Here is a 19,748-nt window from a genome sequence, read left to right on the forward strand (position 1 = left end):
ATCTCGAAAACGTACCGCAAGTTCTTAAACATCGATGCGTGACGCGAAGCTAATCCTTTAGGGCTTATCTAAATAATACTATTTTTGCTTAGTAGTATTCTTGTTCTTGCATCTTTGACCTGCTCCCATCTTGATAGTAGTTAAAATACGTGTCATTGCCCTAACCTCTTAGTCAAATATTCAGTATCAGATGGTTTGAGAGACTATAATTTTACAGAATACCAGCAATGAGTAATTGACGGTGGGGATGCTAATAGACCTTATGCCGATTTCACCACCGTAATAACAAATAAAAAATTAGAGTTATGGAATTAACTATCAATTATCAATTGATAGCCAACAATTAACAACTAACCACTAACCATATTATCCCGCTTGATATTATCCCACGAAGATGGGACGGGACTAACAAAATCATCAACTCTCTTGTTGGCTTCGCGATTTTTCTAATCTTTCTTCGGCGTTTGCCATTACTTCGTCAAACTTTTCTAATAATTCTCCTGGGTATTCTTCAAACACTTTAGTAGAGAGAGATAAACGATTTTTATATTCATCTACCTGAGCGATTAATACCTTAATTTCTTGTCCTGGTTTAAAAATCGTATTGAGCGATTCAATATGAGTTCCGCTAATTTCTTTAATATGTAATAAACCTGTTACTCCGCCAAGATCGATAAATGCGCCGTAGGGTTTAAGATTAACCACAGTACCAGTAACCAAACTCCCCTCAGTTAAATTGGTCATCGCAGCAGCTTTCATGGCATCTCTTTGAGATAAAACCAGCTTACGTTGTTCGGGATTTACTTCTAAGAAAGTAGCGGTCAAAAGCTGTCCTACCAAAGATTCTAGGTTATCTCGTTGCTGTAAGTGCGATCGCGGAATAAAGCCTCTTAAGCCTTCTACTTGTCCAATAACACCACCTTTATTAACTCCTGTAACCCTCATTTGAGTTGATTTTCCGCTTTCTGCTATCTCAGAAATAGCATCCCAAGCTGCTTGAATTTGTAGCTGACGACGAGAGAGGGTTACTTGTCCTTCTGCATTCTGTTCTCTAATAACGATGAATTCCAATTCTTCATTAAGGGGAATTACATCAGCTAGATTTTCAACTCTTTCCAAAGCTGCTTCGCTTCGTGGTAGAAAACCAGGGGATTTTCCGCCAATATCAATGTAAGCACCATCAGCATCATGTTGAACTGCTGTACCTTTAACGAGTTGTCCTTTGGCAAATTCATAATCGTATTTCTCTAACGCTTGGGCGAAATCATCCATAGAAAAGGGTTGAGCGTTTTGAGAAGGAGCAGTATCAGAATTCATAGGGTTAAATAGTTGACTTTAAGGTTACGAGTGTTTTGCAGAGTTATCTTGAGAGCGATCTCTCGATATTAGAATAGAAGTATTCATTCATAATTTCTGGCTAAACAAGTCTAGCATTTTCTGCCAAGCATCTTTTGCTGCGTCGGGGTTGTAGCTTTGACGGCGATCGCAAAAAAAGCCATGATCCGCACCTTCATAACGAAATACCCGATGCTCGATTTGCTGTGTAGCCAATTCGGTGGCTATTTGGTCTACTTGTTCGTTGGGAATTAAAGAATCGGCTGTGCCAAAAAAGGCATAAATTGTACCATCAATGTCTTTGGTACGTTTAATAGTGGGTTCATCTTCTCCAGGACACCAATTGACTATCTGTGCGCCGTAAAAAGAAGCGGTTGCTCGAACATCGTTTAAAGTAGCAGCTAAATAAACTACATGACCTCCAAAACAAAAGCCCACTGTGCCAACTCCTGTAGTTTTAACTGAAGGTAGCTGGTAAAGATAATCAATGGTTGCTTGAATATCGCTTAAAAGTTCTTTAGCTTTAGTTTGCTCTTTATGCTGACGACCCAGAGTAACATCTTCGGGGGTGTATCCCGCCGCAAAACCTGGTGCTTGACGCTGATAAATAGCAGGAGCAACTGCAATATAACCTTGTTGGGCAATACGTTCTGTAACATCCTTTATATGATCGTTAACTCCAAATATTTCTTGGATGACGATCATTGCTGGATATGACCCCGAATCTTGGGGTTGAGCCAGATAAGCATCTATCGCTAAATCTTGATTGGGAATTTTGATTTGTTCTGTTACTATTTTTGCGATCGCCATATACTATATTAGGTACTTTCTTAACTGAATTGTAAAGTACACTAGATAGCTACAATTCTGAAAAAATAATTAGCAATTAGACCAATGAGATCCCGATTATTAAATAAATAACTAAGCTTGATTAAACTCTTGGATTGTTCAAGGAAGATTCTCTACCCCTGAGATCGCCCAAATATATCGTAAATGCCTGAGACTTGGGATTATTTTCTGGTCGATCTTTAATCTCCCCTATTTATGCTTTTTCTTCTCTTAATGCGCCTTCCTCTTCAAATTATGGAGACTTGTTTCATTATTAGACTAATCGATCCAAGAAGTAGAAAAATAAGATCGTCATTATTAAGCAACATACACATATGACCAAAAGGAAAAAGATTGGAATACTAACCAGTGGGGGAGATTGCGCTGGTTTAAACGCCGTTGTTAGAGCTGTTACCCGTTGTGCGATCAAAGTCTATGGTTGGGAAGTTTGGGGAATTTGCAAAGCAACTCATGGTTTAATGTCTCATCCCCCTGAAGCAATTCAACTATCTGTCAAACAGGTCGATCCTTACTTAACGATGGGAGGAACATTTCTCGGTACAACTAATAAAGGCGATCCTTTTGCTTTTCCGATGATTGATGGTAGTTTTGTAGACCGATCGCATCGTATTATTGAAGGCTACCATAAGTTAGGTTTAGATGCTTTGATTGGTATTGGTGGAGATGGTAGTCTCGCTATCTTAAGAAAACTGGCGCAACAAGGTGGTATTAATTTAGTCGGTATTCCCAAAACTATTGATAATGATGTTGGTGTTACAGAAAGATCGATTGGTTTTGATACGGCGGTGAATATTGCTACAGAAGCGATCGATCGCTTGCACTTTACCGCAGCCAGTCACAGTAGAGTAATGATTGTGGAAGTTATGGGAAGAGATGCAGGACATATTGCTCTTAATGCAGGAATAGCAGGGGGCGCAAATATTATTTTAATTCCCGAAATTCCTTATAACTTGGAAAACATCTGTAACTATATTAAAGAAAGACAAGCCAGAGGTAGAGATTATTCTATTGCTGTCGTTTCTGAAGCAGTTTGCACAGATACAGGAGAATTACTCGAACAAGGACATTTTGCGGATTGTCGTTTGGGAGGTATTGGTCAATATCTCTCAGAAAAAATTACCGCTATTAGTGATGCCGAAACTAGAGTAACCGTTTTGGGTCATACTCAAAGAGGTGGTATTTCTTCGCCTTTAGACCGCATCCTGGCTTCTGCTTTTGGTGTCGCAGCAGTAGAATTAATTGCCGAGGAAAAATACGATCGCATGGTAACCTGGCAAGAGCGATCTGTTAAATCTGTACCCATCACAGAAGCAATTAAAGACTATCGTACAGTCGATCCTCACGGTACTTTGATTAAGACTGCTAGAGGTTTGAATATTTGTCTAGGAGACTAAATTAAGTTTGGCATGGAAGAAGATGAAGCTAGTGATGTATCTTTCTTTGTCTCAATAGAAATTAGTCTTGTGTAGGGGAAATTAAAATCATTTCCCCTTCTTGTTTTCAAGTACAATTAATTGAAACCGTTATCGGACAGCTTGTTGAGCGTTGTCAGATGACAACTGTTAAAGCTAGAGATTTGTGGCATTTAACCAGTCGTATTAATTGTAAACTTTACTTACTCACTTCGTTTTCAACAACTTATTTCTGATGAGAAGGTTGCACAAGATGTAATATATTTATTTCATTAACTTATAAAACCAACATCAGCAAAAGAACTAATTTTTTTCTTAACTTCTTTATTTTTACTGGATAAAATATGGGTATAGGTAGCACAATAAGTGTAGTGAAAGGAAAAATTTTTATTTCGCTAAAGTAATTAAACGCTGAGATAGATATCATTTTAATCGCTTTTTTTTAGGGTTCACAAGTCTATTTAGAAACAGAGCGTTGGTTGATTTGCTCAGCTGTGGCTATGTGTCTATTTACTCTGGGAATTATTAATTTTACTGGTTTGATTGCTAGTAATCATCAACGAGGCTGCAAATTACGGCGTTGCTGATTTGAGGTATGAAATCAATAATGATAAGGTTCGTAGCTCTAAGCTCTAAGCCTTCTAAAGATTTATAAACAAGCTCTAATTTTTAAAATCATACTTTGATTCAGCAACGCCCAAATTACTAATTGGATCTCGTTTTGGCTCTGGAGCTTTGATGATGATTCTCGCCATAGCTGAAGCCAATTTTTCTCCTGTCCAACTTATTGGAGTTATAGCTGTAATTTGCGTTATGCAAATCATTCTTGAATTAAATTATGCTATTACTTCTTCTTAGTCCAACTATTTTTTTGTCCCTAACCTAATTAAGATTATGAAATCACCACTTAAATTCAAGTTACATTCATTGATAAACCGAAAAAAAAATCCTTGGTGGGTAGAAATTCGTACTGCTATGCCTTGCTGTACTTACTTTTTCGGGCCTTTTAATAACATTAAAGAAGCTAAACAAAAGCAATCTGGCTACATTGACGATTTAATTGAAGAAAAAGCCTTGGGAATTACTGTTGAGATTAAGCAGTGTCAACCAAATTTTCTGACAGTTTTTGAAGAGCCATATTAGAACAGATAAAATTGAGGCGCGTTTTCAACTATTTTAGGACTTATGCAAACAATCCTTAAACACACCATTGGCAGAGTGAGGCGATGCCTCACCCTACATCACATCACATATGGCGTAAAAATTATCATAATGCGTAAGTCCTGTATTTATAAATTTCAACAAATTAAGCTCTTTCTATGTCTCAAACTAATACGAAATCTTCTTCAGAAAGCGAAATCAAACAGTTAAAAGAAAAAATAGCCAGCCTCGAAGAAAAACTATTACGAGTTAGCAATATTTATCGCTATGAAACTCTCCAAAATCTTTTAAAAGAGAGTAAATGACTAGAAGCAGATCGAGAAACTGTACGACTGATTTTGGCGATCGCAAATTAGGCACAAATAGAAAATCTGCGTCCTAGTGAAATCAAACAAACCGACTGTAGCGAACTGCAAGTAATAGCTCGTTGGTGGCTTATCTACAGCGATAATCGTTTTGGTTTTAGTGTCCAGGTAAAAATCTATGTTGAGCGTAACTTTAATATATTTGGCAATATTATTGAGCAGAAGTGTTGATGGTTAATAAAAAAGGTAATAAACAAACTTTACTATTTTCAAGTTTGTTTATTACATGATACCAAAATCATTATCTAATATTTGTCTAAAATTTATTATTTTGAATAAATTTTTGGTTAAAAGACTTATCTAAAAAAGACCAATCAGTTCTTGATTTAATCTTTCTAACTATTGAGCTAACTAAAAATCATACTTAATTTCCTAAATTTCACTAGCTAAAAGCTAAATTAAATGGAATATTATTAATTATGGATTTTAACATAATCAATAATATTATATTCAGGTGCTTATGAACCAGAGACAATTCTTCAAGTAAGATGACTAGATACTTTAATTTGTTTAAAAACCCAATATTTGGTAAAGGAGATATCTGTATCGTTTCATTTCTTGATTCAACAACACCGAAAATTTTTCTCAGGTTTCAGAAGTTTTATTCAATAGAAAAACTATAGCCCAACAGCAAGAAGTATAAACTATGAAAGAGGATAGCTCAGTGGTAGAAAAAATTCCCAGAAAAAATATAGATCGAAACGACAAAGCTTTTAATTCTGCTTTAAAAACACCAGTTCCAAAGGAAAAAAGCTTAATTCTAGAACCATTTCTTGGAAAAAATGTGGAGCTGGTAAAACTTTTGTTCTCCAGAGGTGAAGCCTTTGATTCTCAAGGGTTTATTACTTTTTTTACCGATACTCCAGTGTATCAGTTCGGCAACTTTGAGGTTTGTTTTGACCGAGAATCGATTAAGAAATCAGCCGACAACTTTTTTAGCCAGATCGATGCAGTCTACCACGAAATCAAAATGATCTGGGAATTGGGAGATTTGGTGTTTGTGGAAATGGATGTCATCTATTGGCGCAAAGATGGCTCAGTTGTTTCACTTCCTTGCTGTAATATTTTTCGAGTAGAAGGGGACAAATTTTCTGAACTAAAAATATTTATGGATGTTAATCCTGTCTTTGAACCCAGTATTCCAGTTCCCGACTCGGCTTCTGTCTTTAGCGTAAGTCAAAGAAAAAGGCTTATCTCGCCAGATATAATGAAAAAGCATTTTGCCGAAGATCCAGAAGCTAAACAAAGAATTGAAACTGGATTTGCACCTAAATGGTTGTTAAACGGTCATAATTTTTCTCAACAAAATTCAACTAGCTCAGTTTCCCAGCTGAATCTAGTAATGGAGATGCAAACAGCAGCAACTAAACAGGATTGGAATTACTTTCAAACTTTCTTTCTAGAGGATGTCTATTTCAAAGTCGGTGCCTCTCAAGAACTTAGGGGATGTCGAAATATCATCGATTATCTGACTTGGCTTTATGACATTGCTGAACCGAATTTGCCTTTTGAATTCAGAGACACTTGGGAGCTAGAAGATACAGTAATCGTCGAAATGGATGCTAAATATATCCGTCGCAGCGATAGCAAAAGTATTTCCTTTCCTTGGACTCATATTGTGCGATTTAAAGACAATAAGATTCGAGAATGGCGGAGCTACACAGACCAGTCAGAGCTTTGGATGAATGAAATATCTAAGCTGCACGGACCGAGAACATTTCGCTAAATTCTAAGGAAATACCAGCCAAATTAAAGGTTAGCTACTAATATTTTAACTCTAGTTTTCATTATTTTCGTTAACATTAAATGCCAATCCAGATAGAGGAAAAATTAATGGCTTCAAGCTCTGTATTAACAAAATCAAACTTGGACTTAGTCATAGAGATGGAAATAGCAGCAAGTCAGATAGCATCAGGTAAACATGACGAGAATTATTTTAAGACTTTCTTTTTAGATGATGTTTTTTTCAAAGTTGGTGCCTCTAAAGAAACGAGAGGATATCGAAATATCATCGATTATCTGATTTGGCTTTTTAGCTTTATTGAACCAAATTGGCCTTTTGAATTCAGAGGCACTTGGGAGCTAGAAGACACAGTAATCATCGAAATGGATACTAAATGTTTTCGTCGCAGTGATGGCAAGCCTATCTCCTTTCCCTGCACTGATATTTTACGATTTGAAGGCAACAAGATTCGAGAATGGCGAGTATACCCAGACCAGTCAGAGCTTTGGCTAACCGACAAAGTATAAATTCAGTCTCATACTTCTACCTTATTATTAACTAGCAACAAAGAATAACAATGATTACAATCAATGAAAAAGCCAGTATGCTTACCGTAGTTAACGTCTTCACAGTTGAACCAGAAAAGCAGCAGAGTTTAATAGATTTCCTTGTAGAGGAAAAAGAACCACCGATGAGTAGTCTCCCAGGCTTACTATCGTTCAGCGTCCACAAAAGCTTAGACGGAAAAAAGGTTCTCAACTATATCCAGTGGAGTAGCCAGGAAGCACTCGAATCAGCTATTAAAAGCCCAGTTTTTGCTGAAGATAAGAAGCAGATTATCAAATTGGCTAAAGATTTCAATTCTTCACCCTATGAGGTTGTCTTCACAGAGGAAGCACAGTTAGTAGCTAATTAGCTTAACCTTCAAAGATTCAAAAATGGCGAATATACCAAGATCGCTCAGAGCTTTGACTAACCGATCTGAGTATAAGTTCAGTCTCATACTTCTACCTTATTATTAACTAACAACAAGGAGCAACAATGATTACAATCAATGAAAAAGCTGGTATGGTTACTGTTATTAACGTCTTCACAGTTGAACCAGAAAAGCAACAGAGCTTAATAGATTTCCTTGTAGAGGAAAAAGAACTACCGATGAGTCTCCCAGGATGTCTATCGTTCAGCATCCACAAAAGCTTAGACGGAAAAAAGGTTCTCAATTATGTCCAGTGGAGTAGCCACGAAGCACTGAAATCAGCTAGTAAAAACCCAGGTTTTGCTGCTGGGAAGAAGCAGATTATCAAATTGGCTAAGGATTTCAATTCTTCATTTTATGAGGTTGTCTTCACAGAGGAAGCACAGTTAGTAGCTAATTAGTCTAACTCTTAAATAAAGGACGTAATATTCAATTAAGCTGTATCAGTCTTGTATAGACTCTATTTGACAGATAAGCGTAAATTATCTGCGATCTGGAGATCGCTTATCTGTAATACTTCATTAATACTTTATATTTTTGAGAGTATATATGGCTGATGCCACCAAGATAGATAAACAAGGAATAAATATTAATGCTAGAAAGACTTCCCGATACAACTACAAACCTGATCAAAAGTTTATTCTCAAGAGTTGAAGCATTTGATTTCGACGGAGTTATTTCTTTCTTTACTGATACGCCAGTATATCAGTTTGGTAACTTTGAAGTTTGTTTCGATAAAACATCGATTAAGAAATCTGTGGAAAATTTCTCAGGTCTAATTTCAGCAGTATCTCACCATATTAAGATGGTCTCGGAAGTAGGAAATGATGTTGTCTTTGTGGAGATGGATATCACCTGCTGGCGCAAAGATGGTTCAGTGGTTTCGCTTCCTTGCTGCAACATCCTCCGTTTACAGGGTGACAAATTTTCAGAACTGCGGATTTTTATGGATATTAATCCTGTATTTAATCCCAGCTAGTTCACCGCTAGAATCAGTTTGAGACGCACTAGAAAATGTGATTGAGTATTCCAACCAATAGATTCAAAGATTACATTGACCTCACTTAGAACAAAAATAAACAGATGATTGCAACAACAAAGACTAATCAAGAAAAAATAACAGCCGATAAATCTATAGAGCCAGGGCGTACTCATCCTTTGGGTGCAACACCAGATTGCAATGGAGTTAACTTCTCACTTTTTTCCGAGCATGCAACTTCAGTAGAGCTGTTAATATTCGATCGACCTAACGATCATCAACCTAGCCAGATTATTAAATTAAATCCTAAAACCAATAAAACATTTCACTTTTGGCATGTATATGTCCAAGGATTAAAGCCAAAGGCAGGCTATGCCTATAGAGTTGATGGACCTCAAGATTTACATGGTTCAGGACATCGCTTTAACAAAAATAAAGTTTTGATCGATCCCTATTCTAAAGGTAATAGTCACGATCTATGGAACAGAATCGACGCCTTAGGAGACAAGGATAATTTAACTACTTCGATGCGCAGTGCGGTGATCGATCTTGATGATTATGATTGGCAAGGCGATCGCCCACTGGGAAGACCAATAAGTTCCTCGATTATTTATGAAATGCACGTTGGTGGCTTGACTAAATCTGCTTCTTCTAACTGTAAATATCCTGGTACTTTTGCTGGGGTAATCGAGAAGATACCTTACCTCAAAGAATTAGGTATTACTGCAGTTGAACTGTTACCAATCTTTGATTTTGACCAGCAAGAAACACTTCGGGAAGTTGATGGTAAACCATTAACTAACTACTGGGGATACGATCCTCACAGCTTTTTTGCTCCTGAAACTTCATACTGTTATGATCCCAAAGAGACAAGTCCGATAACTCAGTTTCGGGATATGGTTAAAGCCTTGCACAAAGAAGGAATTGAAGTCATTTTAGATGTAGTTTTTAATCATACAAGTGAAGGTAATCACGAAGGTCCAACAATTAATTTTAGAGGCATAGACAATAGTATTTACTATCATTTAGTTTCCTTCGATAAGCAGTATTACATGGACTATTCTGGCTGTGGTAATACAGTTAACTGCAATCATCCGATGGTGGATAAGTTAATTGTGGAATGCTTGGAGTTTTGGGTCAGAGAAATGCATGTTGACGGCTTTCGCTTCGATGAAGGCTCAATTCTGTCTAGAGGGTTAGATGGCGCACCAATGGTTAATCCAGCAGTGCTCTGGCATATTGAAACTTCTGGAACTTTAGCCGATACTAAAATGATTGCCGAAGCCTGGGATGCTGGTGGACTATATCAAATTGGTTATTTTCCTGGATATCGCTATGCTGAGTGGAACGGACGTTATCGGGATGATATTCGCAAATTTGTCAAAGGAGATCCTGGGCTAGTCGGAGCCGTGGCTAATCGTTTAGCGGGAAGTGCCGATCTCTATGAATATAATGGAAGGACTCCAATTAACGGTATTAACTTTATTACCTGTCACGATGGATTTACTCTGAACGATTTAGTTTCATATAACTACAAACACAATGAAGCGAACGGTGAAGGTAATCGAGATGGCATCGACGAAAATTTAAGCTGGAATTGTGGCATCGAAGGAGAAACCGATAATCCAGAAGTTCAAGCATTGAGAAAGCGTCAAATTAAGAATTTTGCCGCAATTTTGTTACTTTCTCAGGGTATTCCTATGATTTTGGGGGGAGACGAATTTGGACGCACCCAAAAAGGGAATAATAATGGTTATTGTCAAGATAATGAGATTAATTGGTTTGACTGGAATTTAATCTATAAGAATGCAGAGATATTCAGATTTTTCAAATCAATGATTGCCTTCCGCAAACGCTATGGTAGTTTGTGTCGTCGCGGTTTTTTCAACGGTGAAACTAACGAGCGTGGTTTAGCAGATATCTCTTGGCATGGTTGCCAACTATATCAACCAGGTTGGGATGACTCAAATTCCCGCGCTCTGGCTTATACTTTGGCAGGTTTTGATGGAGCAGTTGATATTCATGTCATGCTCAATATGCATTGGGAAAGTTTAGAATTTGAAATTCCCCCCATCCCAGACAGAAATTGGTTCAAGGTGGTAGACACTGCTCAGGAGTCTCCCTTAGACATTTTAGAACCCTGTCGAGAAGTATTGATTCAAGACAATCGCTATCAAGTTAGCGATCGCAGTATTGCCGTTCTCATTTCTCAATAAATTTACTAGCTTAATGTTTCTTTGACCGAGAAAATCCTATGAATAACCTTGATTTTTGCATTTCGGATTTAATTGCTGGATACGTTACCAGTTTTGACCCAGAGAAAGGGGATTGTGGGACTTTTAATCTACAAACTTCCGATGAAAGAGATTACGAGGTAGCATTAACCTCCATGACTTATGCTCAATTGATCCGCAATTTGGGAGAGCCATACTATGATTGCACTTTCCAAATGAGATCGATGCTAACTCCAGGGCGTTATCTGTCTGTCTATGGTATTTTCTACCCCAACGCAGATGGCAACCAGTTTGAAGCCAAGCAAATTGTATTTGTGGGACGCACAGATAGTGAATATATGTTTGAAAAGCCTGACTGGTGGGTTAAGCAAATTCAGCAGTTAGCTGATTTTTATTTAAAATCTCAATTTGGCGATGGTGAAATAGACTACAGTAAATATCGAACTAATATTAGTTTAGTTGGGGTAAAGAATGGCTCGAATCGCCAAGAAACTGATACAATTTCACGCTTGGTATATGGCTTTGCCGTAGCTTATATGGTAACTGGAGAAGATCGTTATCTCGAAGCTGCCGAAAAAGGAACTGAGTATTTGCATGACAATATGCGTTTCCTGGATGAGAGTGAAGAAATTTGTTACTGGTATCATGGGGTAGATGCTAAACCTGACGGCAGCAAACAAAAGATTTTTGCTTCTGAGTTTGGAGATGATTATGATGCGATTCCTGCTTACGAACAAATCTATGCTTTGGCAGGTCCGACTCAGACTTATCGCTTGACTGGCGATCCTCAGATTTTGCGAGATATTGAATTAACGATCAATCTCTTCAATAACTATTTCTTAGACACAACTGAGAAAGGAGGCTTTTTCTCCCATATAGATCCGATTACCTTGAGTCCTCAATGTCCTACGTTGGGTGATAACAGAGCCAAAAAGAATTGGAATTCTGTTGGAGATCACGCTCCCGCTTATCTGATTAATTTATTTCTTGCTACTGGCTCTGAAGAATACGCTGATTTTCTAGAATCTACTTTCGATACAATCGAGAAATATTTTCCCGATCCTGAAAACAGCCCCTTTGTCCAAGAACGTTTTAATGAAGATTGGAGTCATGATAAAACATGGGGTTGGCAGCAAGATCGAGCAGTCGTTGGTCACAATCTCAAAATTGCCTGGAATATTATGCGAATGCATCATCTCAGACCCAAAGAGGATTATGCAGTGCTAGCGGAAAAGATTGCAGCAATTATGCCAGAAGTCGGCAGCGATCAACAACGTGGAGGCTGGTATGATGTAGTAGAACGTACTCTCAAACCAGGAGAAAAACAACATCGTGTTGTCTGGCACGATCGCAAAGCTTGGTGGCAGCAGGAACAGGCTATATTAGCTTACTTGATTTTGGCAGGCTCTTTAAGTAAGCCCGAATACTCAAAACTGGCAAGAGAATCAGCAGCATTCTACAATACTTGGTTTTTAGATAATGAAGACGGTGGCATTTACTTTAATGTTCTAGCCAATGGTATCCCCTATTTATCGGGAGGTAACGAGCGCGGTAAAGGTTCTCATTCAATGAGTGGCTATCATTCATTTGAACTAGCTTACCTGGCGACAGTTTATACTAATCTTCTGATTACTAAAAAGCCCATGGATTTATACTTTAAGCCTAAGCCCAATGGCTTTAAAGATAATATATTAAGAGTACAACCAGATATTTTACCCCCTGGTAGTATTCAGATTGGTGATGTCTGGCTCAACGGACAATCCTACTTCGATTTTGATGCGGAAAAATTAACCGTCAATTTGCCGTCTAATCTCGATGAAATGAAGCTTAAAGTTCGGGTTGTTCCTACAGAAGTCTTCTTTGATGCTAATCTCTTCGAGGTCACTGAAGACACTGCCAAGATTGCTTTAAGAGGAGTCTTGGATTCTAGTACCATCTGGAATTTTCAAGACGTCTTTGAGCAAGCAACTGCTCAACCAATCAAACATCTTGTCTTAATGATGAATGATCTCAAGAGTATCTCAAGTGGGGGAATTCGTGCGATCGCATTTAACAAGCAAAAACTCGGACGAGACATCAATATTTACCTAGTTCAACCGACAGCAGAAGTGAAAAAGTTTGTTGAGATGAGTTCATTCTGCGAAGATATCCAGATTGTAGACCGCTATGATTCAGTGGAAATGGTCGGTGTCTAGATCATTAATTCGACGTTGCATTGCTTTGCAGGATGAATTGAAATAGATAATTCAATTCATTGAGTTTCTTCGACTCCCCGTCAATCTATACCATCCTATGATGATGCAACGCCGATAATTCAAATGTATAGTTACCCTGTTACAGGAAGGTGATTTTATGACTAAGCCAGCAATAGTTACAATTGATGACGATGCAGAAGTGCTACGTACAATCACCCGCGACTTAAGGCTTCATTATGGTTCCTCTTTTCGCATCATACCCCATTGGTCAAGCACACAAATTTTAGAAACGTTGCAGGAGCTAAAGGAACGCCAACATCATGTCGCATTATTTTTGGTAGACCAGCGTATGCCTCAAATGACTGGAGTAGAATTTCTAGAGCGGGCAAGAGAAATGTTTCCCGAGGCAAAAAGGGCTTTAATTACAGCGTATGCTGACTCCAAAGCAGCGATGGATGCCATTAACAAAGCCAAAGTAGATTACTATCTATTGAAGCCATGGCTTCCAGCTCATGTTCATCTTTATCCAGTTCTGGATGATTTACTAGAGGTTTGGCAAGACAATTCCTTTTCGACTATTTTTGAGGGAGTCCAAGTTTTTGGTTATCGATGGTCTCCTAAAACTCACAAAGTTAAGGATTTTCTGGCTCGTCATCATATTCCTTATATTTGGCGAGATCTAGAACAAGAGACCTCTGCTACTAAATTGGGAAGTAAGAACGATTTAAACTGCTCAAAATTACCGCTTTTAATTTTTCCTGATGATTCCCAACTAGAGTCTCCCTCAATTCTCAATATTGCCGAAAAAGTTGGTCTGAAAACCGATGCCGAAATGCCTTTTTACGATCTGGTCATTATCGGTGGCGGGCCTGCTGGTCTGGCTTCAGCCGTCTATGGTTCGTCTGAAGGCTTAAAGACCGTACTGATTGAAAAAGAGGCCCCAGGCGGACAAGCTGGCACCAGTTCTCGTATTGAAAATTATCTGGGATTTCCTGTGGGACTGACGGGAGCGGACTTAGCCAGACGTGCTGTGGCACAAGCTTATAAATTTGGGACGGAAATCCTGACCCCCCAGGAAGTCACTGAGATTAGTACCGAAGGTCAATATCGCATTGTTACTTTAGCTAATGGTAAGAAGCTTAACTGTCATGCGTTGATCGTTGCTACTGGTGTTTCCTATATCAAACTACAAGTTCCTGGTATTGAAAGATTAACTGGTGCAGGGGTGTATTACGGTGCTGCCATAACTGAAGCTATTTCTTGCAACGATAACGATGTTTTTATCATTGGTGGTGCCAACTCTGCTGGTCAAGGAGCGATGTGTCTTTCCAAATATGCCAAAACCGTAACTCTTTTAGTGCGAGGAGATTCTTTACAGAACAAAATGTCCCAGTACTTGGTAGATCAAATCGAAGACACTGACAATATTAAAGTTAGGCTATCTACTAAAATCATCGAAGCTTCGGGGGAAAATAAACTAGAATCAATAACCATTGCCAATTCTAAAACGGGCAAAGTCGAAACTGTTCCAGCTCAAGCACTATTTATTTTTATTGGTGCTAAACCTAACACTAAATGGCTACAAGATTTTGTGCTAAGAGATCGAGCTGGATTTATTCTCACTGGCTCAGATTTGATGCCAGATCTGCAAGGGACTGAAAGTTGGACAGTAAAACGAGAGCCATTTTTATTTGAAGCCAGTGTACCAGGGGTTTTTGCCATCGGAGATGTGCGCTATCAGTCTGTAAAACGAGTTGCCTCCGCTGTGGGAGAAGGCTCGGTGGCGGTGCGATTTATACATCAATATTTGGCTTCATTTTAAAAACCTAGTTTTTACATACCAGCTATTGTCAAATTAAAAATTAGATAATAGCTGGCTAAGCTTTCCACATTATTAGTAAGATAGACAGCTTTAGTAATTACAGTCATTTAAAAATGTTGAACCCAATATCATTGTTTCAAGGATTAAATCCAGAAGCTCAGTTAAAACTTCAGGATGTATGTGTCGAGACGACTCTTAATCCAGGAAAAACACGATTTCGCCAGGGAGATTCTGTCAATCATTTAAAAATGTTAAACCGAATATCATTGTTTCAAGGATTAACTCCAGAAGCTCAGTTAAAACTTCAGGATGTATGTTTTGAAACGACTCTTAATCCAGGAGAAATATTATTTCGTCAGGGAGAGCCTGCCACTCATTTTTATGTAGTACTCAAAGGAGAAATTCAAATATCTCAAAAGATTGATGACCGAGAAATTGCGATCGCCTCCTATGACCAAGATACGTTTTTTGGTGAAGTGCCGATTCTGGCTGGCACAGATCATTTAGCAAGTAGTAAGGCAATTAGTGATACTCATCTATATCTGTTCCAAGAAGATGATTTTTGGCAAATGCTCTTAAATTTTCCGTCAATTAGAAAAGTAGTTTTGGGTCATATGGCAGCTCGTACCCAAGAGTTGCAGATGTTATCTCAACACCACGAAAAATTAATTGGCTTAGGCACATTGGCAGCTGGTCTTGCCCATGAGTTAAACAACCCAGCTTCTGCTGCTTGCGGTGCAGTCAGTCAGTTGAAAAAATTGACTCCAGAGATCCAAGCTTTCGCTTTGAAACATATTGAGCCATGCTTGACACCTATACAATTTGAAAATCTTTTAAAACTCAAACGTGAGGCAATTGACTGCATTGCTGAACCTAGATGTATCAGTCCATTGGAACAGATAGAGCTCGAAGACAAATTGACTATTTGGTTAGAAGAACATGATATCAGTGATGGATGGAAATTTGCTCCTAATTTGGTGGCAGGGGGAATTACTCCTAAAAAGCTAGCTATTCTGGAAGAAAATCTAACTGCCAATACTCTGAACTATCTATTTACTTGTCTGGAATTAACCTTAGCTCAAACCAGTTTATTGAGTACTTTAGAAGAAAGTGCCAGTCGCATTTCTCAGATTGTCAGTGCGGTTAAATCTTATTCTTATGTCGATCAAGCACCCTTGAAGAAGAGAAATACTGACGTGCATAAGGGTTTAGACAATACGGTGACGATTTTAAACTACAAACTAGAAAAACACAATTTGTTTGTAGTTCGCAATTATCTTGATAATTTACCCCTGATTAAGGCAGATGGAGGTTCTCTTAATCAAGTTTGGACTAATCTGATCGATAATGCGATCGATGCTCTAATAGGGCAGAATAATGGCACAATAAAGCTTTCGACTTCAGTTGAAAAAAATTTTGTAGTAGTAGAAATTGCCGATAACGGGTCTGGTATTCCGCCAGAAATTCAGTCGCGGATTTTTGAGCCGTTCTTTACCACTAAAGAAATTGGTCAAGGAACTGGTATTGGACTGGATTTAGTTTATCGAATTATAGTTGCCGAACACCATGGGGATATTCAGAGTTGTTCAGAACCTGGTAATACGAAGTTTCGGATTAAGCTGCCGATTAACTCTTGAGGAAAAAACTAAATCATCTTCATGTTAGAGAATTTGAAGCTGTCTGAAAAGTCAGAAATGATTGTCGGTAATCGCAGTTTAATAATTCACACTAATTCTCACTAATAGCTAGATAGATCATTTTTAAAATGTCGGTTGGGTTGCGCGAAAGTGCGGTCTTGGTGGTTTCCCCAAAGAGCAACTTTTGCAAGAAGAGGAACAAAACCCAAAGCCCATAAGCTTTTATTGGGTTTTATGCTTAGTTCTGCACAACCTACGTGCGTCTCCAGTTACTTTTGAGCGTGAGCTATGCTTGCTATGCTTGGTTTCCCAAGGGGCTGTGTCCGCCACCTGCGGGCGGACTTTATAAGCCCCGCCAAACATATAGAATCACGCTGTTGAAAATTACTATCATTTCGTGTAGCTCATGTTATTACATAGTGATTAGTGTGTCATTAAGGTTATTGGCAGTCTCTTATATTTTAGTCAATTTGGCTGCGCAAAATAAGAAAGATAAAACAATATTAAGCAACTTTTAATCCTAATCTTAATCAGTCTAGGAGTAAATGGCAGCCTGTAAAGTTAACTTTTTTCTTAACTTGCTTATTTTTACTTGAGCTAACACCATAAAATTTTGCAGAATAATCATAGTTAAAAACTCATGATGACTGGTTAATTACAACAGAATAAAATCACAATCAATATATTTTATGTTCATCAAAACAACATAGATACTAGAGCAATCAGCTTTAATTATCAAGCCAACGTTGAATTTGTTTGGGTTTAATTTTTGTTAGAGAGAAATTATACTATGCGCATTTTAATAGTCAATGATGATGAAATTTTAGTAAACTTACTCGATCGATCTCTTACCAGTCAGCGTCATGTAGTAGACGTAGCAAAAGATGGTCAAATGGGTTGGCAATATGTTCAAAGTGGAAAATATGAATTGATTTTACTAAGTTTATTCTTCCCAAAATTTAATGGGGTCAGTTTTTGTGCCAAAATGAGATCGCAAGGATTCACGCTACCAATTCTATTAATTACGGCTAAAAATGCTAGTCAAGTTGGAATTCAAGGATTAGATGCAGGTGCAGATGATTACATCACTAAACCCCTAGATTTAGATGAATTAAATGCAAGGATACGAGCTTTATCCCGACGAAAAAAGGTAATTCCCAATACAGTTTTAAATGTTAACGGGTTAATTTTAAACCCCACTAGCTGCGAAGTTAGCTATCAAAAAAAACCAATTAAACTTACTGCTAAAGAGTATAAACTTCTAGAATTGTTTTTACGTAATCCCGCACGCGTGTATAGTCGCTCGCATATATTAGATTTAATTTGGACATTTGATAATCTGCCATCCGAAGAAAGTGTTAAAACCCACATTAAAGGATTGCGGAAAAAGCTCAATAAGGCAGGGGCAGTAAATTGGATTAAAAATATCTATGGCGTTGGCTATATTCTCAATCCCAAAGTTTCTCAAGGTCAAGAGTGTTCTGTCCAAAGCATCAGATAGACAAGGACATATCATCAATTAAGCCACATGATAGAAGAAGCTCAATAAATAAATATCACCCCAGAAATTAATGGCGGTTTTGTCGTAACGAGCGACAATCGCTAGATATTGCTTAACATCAGTTAAAAATATTCAAAATTTTGATTAATATCTTCATTTCCTGATTTGGGTTAAGAAGTAATTTAATTGTGAGAATTTACGACGGCTTCGCTAGTCCTTTAGGATAATTACGAATTAGCCTTGTAAATTCAAGAAAAAACAAATTAATTTATAAGTTTCAGTCATTAATTAATAGCTGAAATAAATTTTTATGTCAATTTTTGGTTTGGCTTTTGTCAATAAAAAATCGGAAGAATCTACTATTTTTACTTATTTTAGTATCTTACAAGCTTTTAGTGAACTTTTTATAGCGATCTCTGATTGTGAATTTTGGCTTGTTTGTATTTATAGTAATTCCCATAAAAACCACAAGTAGGGGCTAACGGCTGTTAGCCTCTACTTTTCGTCCTTCCAAGCCTGAGAATACGAAATTTTTGGTTTCTCTGTATTTGAGGACGCGATTTCTGAGGAAACTTCAGAAATTAAAGCCGTCCGTGTTGGTTGAATATTTTACCTGTACGACCTTTTCCGTACAGAACCAGATATATTCAGTTGCCAAGGTGCGGTGCGTTACTCGTGTTTGGTACTAGATTTTTAAAGAAGTTAAATACCCTTGCCTCTATCTTTAGAAGACAACAGTTCTAAAATATGGATAACAGAAACAGTCAAAAAAGCAATTAAAGTCTAGACATCCCCCCGTCAACCATTAGAGTTTGTCCTGTCATAAAGCTAGAATCTTCTGAAGCCAAAAAAGAAACTACCGCAGCTACATCTTCTGGTTCTCCAGTGCGATGAATCGCCTGCATCTGTTTGACCATTTCAAACATTCCTGCCTGTTCTCCATGTTCAGTTGTTTCCGTACGAATTAAACCAGGAGCGATCGCATTAACTATAATTCCTGCATCAGCTACTTCTGTTGCTAAAGCGCGAGTAAAACCAATTACACCCATCTTGGCAGTGGTGTAGTGAGTTACATTAGGTGCCACAATCCAGCAGACATTAGAAGTAATGTTAATAATGCGTCCCCAATTTTGGGGTTTCATTAAAGGCAAAAATGCCTTACAGGTAAAAAATAGAGCATCTAAATTAACCGCAAAAATTTTACGCCAGTCGGCAAAACTCATCTGCTCAAAAGGCTGAAAAGGATAGATTCCTGCATTGTTGACTAAAATATCGCAGCGTCCAAATTTTTCTTGAACAACATTGGCTAAAGTTTCAATATCTGTTTCTGAGGTTAAATCGCAGGATTGAACTACAGCTTTGCTTCCTAAATCATGTACCATTTGTTGTGTTTTGGTAGCTGGCGAGCGCGAAACTAAAACTAAATCTGCTCCTTCGTTTGCCAGACGGAGGGCAAAGCTTTGTCCTAGCCCTTTTGATGCACCAGTAACTACAGCTACTTTTCCAGCGTGTCTTTGATTCATGAGAAACACCTATTTAATATTTATTTACAACTTGAT

The 19,748-nt window shown here is 37.9% G+C and carries 19 protein-coding genes and 1 pseudogene; 16 read left to right on the forward strand and 4 right to left on the reverse strand.

Annotated features, from left to right (window positions below; translation table 11 throughout):
- Nucleotides 1-417 precede the first annotated feature (417 nt).
- Both H1P_RS03730 and H1P_RS03735 read right to left on the reverse strand, forming a co-directional pair.
- Nucleotides 418-1,317, reverse strand: a complete 900-nt coding sequence (locus H1P_RS03730; protein ID WP_144864293.1) for a S1 RNA-binding domain-containing protein — start codon at nt 1,315-1,317, stop codon at nt 418-420.
- An 87-nt stretch (nt 1,318-1,404) separates the two neighbouring features.
- Complete coding sequence (locus tag H1P_RS03735; RefSeq protein WP_144864295.1) at nt 1,405-2,145, reverse strand: dienelactone hydrolase family protein; 741 nt, start codon at nt 2,143-2,145, stop codon at nt 1,405-1,407.
- 353 nt (nt 2,146-2,498) lie between these two features.
- On the opposite strand from H1P_RS03735, the gene H1P_RS03740 reads away from it, so the two are divergent.
- Both H1P_RS03740 and H1P_RS39770 read left to right on the forward strand, forming a co-directional pair.
- A complete protein-coding gene (locus H1P_RS03740) occupies nt 2,499-3,578 on the forward strand; it encodes an ATP-dependent 6-phosphofructokinase (RefSeq protein ID WP_144864297.1) in 1,080 nt (359 codons plus the stop codon).
- Between the two features lie 113 nt (nt 3,579-3,691).
- Nucleotides 3,692-3,796: pseudogene (locus H1P_RS39770) on the forward strand (IS982 family transposase); the annotation flags it as partial.
- A gap of 462 nt (nt 3,797-4,258) precedes the next feature.
- On the opposite strand, the gene H1P_RS35725 reads toward H1P_RS39770, so the two are convergent.
- Nucleotides 4,259-4,420 (reverse strand): hypothetical protein, encoded by a 162-nt coding sequence (locus H1P_RS35725; RefSeq protein ID WP_186375819.1) that lies wholly within the window; start codon nt 4,418-4,420, stop codon nt 4,259-4,261.
- A gap of 70 nt (nt 4,421-4,490) precedes the next feature.
- On the opposite strand from H1P_RS35725, the gene H1P_RS03745 reads away from it, so the two are divergent.
- The 14 genes from H1P_RS03745 to H1P_RS35735 all read left to right on the forward strand — a co-directional run bounded on the left by H1P_RS03745 (nt 4,491) and on the right by H1P_RS35735 (nt 18,664).
- Nucleotides 4,491-4,739 (forward strand): DUF1816 domain-containing protein, encoded by a 249-nt coding sequence (locus tag H1P_RS03745; RefSeq protein WP_144864299.1) that lies wholly within the window; start codon nt 4,491-4,493, stop codon nt 4,737-4,739.
- A gap of 176 nt (nt 4,740-4,915) precedes the next feature.
- Nucleotides 4,916-5,062: a hypothetical protein gene (locus H1P_RS35730; protein ID WP_186375820.1), complete on the forward strand. Its 147-nt coding sequence runs from the start codon at nt 4,916-4,918 to the stop codon at nt 5,060-5,062.
- Nucleotides 5,063-5,128: 66 nt separating this feature from the next.
- Nucleotides 5,129-5,293 carry a GUN4 domain-containing protein gene (locus H1P_RS39775; RefSeq protein ID WP_425461522.1) on the forward strand — a complete coding sequence of 55 codons (165 nt, stop codon included), beginning with the start codon at nt 5,129-5,131 and terminating at the stop codon, nt 5,291-5,293.
- 475 nt (nt 5,294-5,768) lie between these two features.
- Nucleotides 5,769-6,848 carry a nuclear transport factor 2 family protein gene (locus H1P_RS03755; RefSeq protein WP_144864301.1) on the forward strand — a complete coding sequence of 360 codons (1,080 nt, stop codon included), beginning with the start codon at nt 5,769-5,771 and terminating at the stop codon, nt 6,846-6,848.
- A 107-nt stretch (nt 6,849-6,955) separates the two neighbouring features.
- A complete protein-coding gene (locus tag H1P_RS03760; RefSeq protein WP_186375821.1) occupies nt 6,956-7,372 on the forward strand; it encodes a nuclear transport factor 2 family protein in 417 nt (138 codons plus the stop codon).
- Between the two features lie 50 nt (nt 7,373-7,422).
- Nucleotides 7,423-7,761 (forward strand): antibiotic biosynthesis monooxygenase family protein, encoded by a 339-nt coding sequence (locus H1P_RS03765; protein WP_144864305.1) that lies wholly within the window; start codon nt 7,423-7,425, stop codon nt 7,759-7,761.
- Between the two features lie 125 nt (nt 7,762-7,886).
- Nucleotides 7,887-8,222 (forward strand): antibiotic biosynthesis monooxygenase family protein, encoded by a 336-nt coding sequence (locus tag H1P_RS03770; protein ID WP_144864307.1) that lies wholly within the window; start codon nt 7,887-7,889, stop codon nt 8,220-8,222.
- 191 nt (nt 8,223-8,413) lie between these two features.
- The gene (locus H1P_RS03775) at nt 8,414-8,800 is read left to right on the forward strand and encodes a nuclear transport factor 2 family protein (RefSeq protein WP_144864309.1); all 387 of its coding nucleotides are present in this window, start codon (nt 8,414-8,416) and stop codon (nt 8,798-8,800) included.
- A 104-nt stretch (nt 8,801-8,904) separates the two neighbouring features.
- A complete protein-coding gene (gene glgX, locus H1P_RS03780; protein ID WP_144864311.1) occupies nt 8,905-11,016 on the forward strand; it encodes a glycogen debranching protein GlgX in 2,112 nt (703 codons plus the stop codon).
- A gap of 38 nt (nt 11,017-11,054) precedes the next feature.
- Nucleotides 11,055-13,229, forward strand: a complete 2,175-nt coding sequence (locus tag H1P_RS03785; protein WP_144864314.1) for an AGE family epimerase/isomerase — start codon at nt 11,055-11,057, stop codon at nt 13,227-13,229.
- Between the two features lie 157 nt (nt 13,230-13,386).
- Nucleotides 13,387-15,051: an NAD(P)/FAD-dependent oxidoreductase gene (locus tag H1P_RS03790; protein WP_144864316.1), complete on the forward strand. Its 1,665-nt coding sequence runs from the start codon at nt 13,387-13,389 to the stop codon at nt 15,049-15,051.
- Nucleotides 15,052-15,164: 113 nt separating this feature from the next.
- Nucleotides 15,165-16,688, forward strand: a complete 1,524-nt coding sequence (locus tag H1P_RS03795) for an ATP-binding protein (protein WP_222426916.1) — start codon at nt 15,165-15,167, stop codon at nt 16,686-16,688.
- Nucleotides 16,689-17,478: 790 nt separating this feature from the next.
- Nucleotides 17,479-18,189, forward strand: a complete 711-nt coding sequence (locus tag H1P_RS03800; RefSeq protein ID WP_144864319.1) for a response regulator transcription factor — start codon at nt 17,479-17,481, stop codon at nt 18,187-18,189.
- 310 nt (nt 18,190-18,499) lie between these two features.
- Nucleotides 18,500-18,664 carry a hypothetical protein gene (locus H1P_RS35735; RefSeq protein ID WP_186375822.1) on the forward strand — a complete coding sequence of 55 codons (165 nt, stop codon included), beginning with the start codon at nt 18,500-18,502 and terminating at the stop codon, nt 18,662-18,664.
- Between the two features lie 301 nt (nt 18,665-18,965).
- Here H1P_RS35735 and H1P_RS03805 read toward each other — a convergent pair whose 3' ends face one another.
- Nucleotides 18,966-19,712 carry an SDR family NAD(P)-dependent oxidoreductase gene (locus tag H1P_RS03805; RefSeq protein WP_144864321.1) on the reverse strand — a complete coding sequence of 249 codons (747 nt, stop codon included), beginning with the start codon at nt 19,710-19,712 and terminating at the stop codon, nt 18,966-18,968.
- Nucleotides 19,713-19,748 lie beyond the last annotated feature (36 nt).

Source organism: Hyella patelloides LEGE 07179 (assembly GCF_900659865.1).
In the GTDB taxonomy this organism is placed as follows: domain Bacteria; phylum Cyanobacteriota; class Cyanobacteriia; order Cyanobacteriales; family Xenococcaceae; genus Hyella; species Hyella patelloides.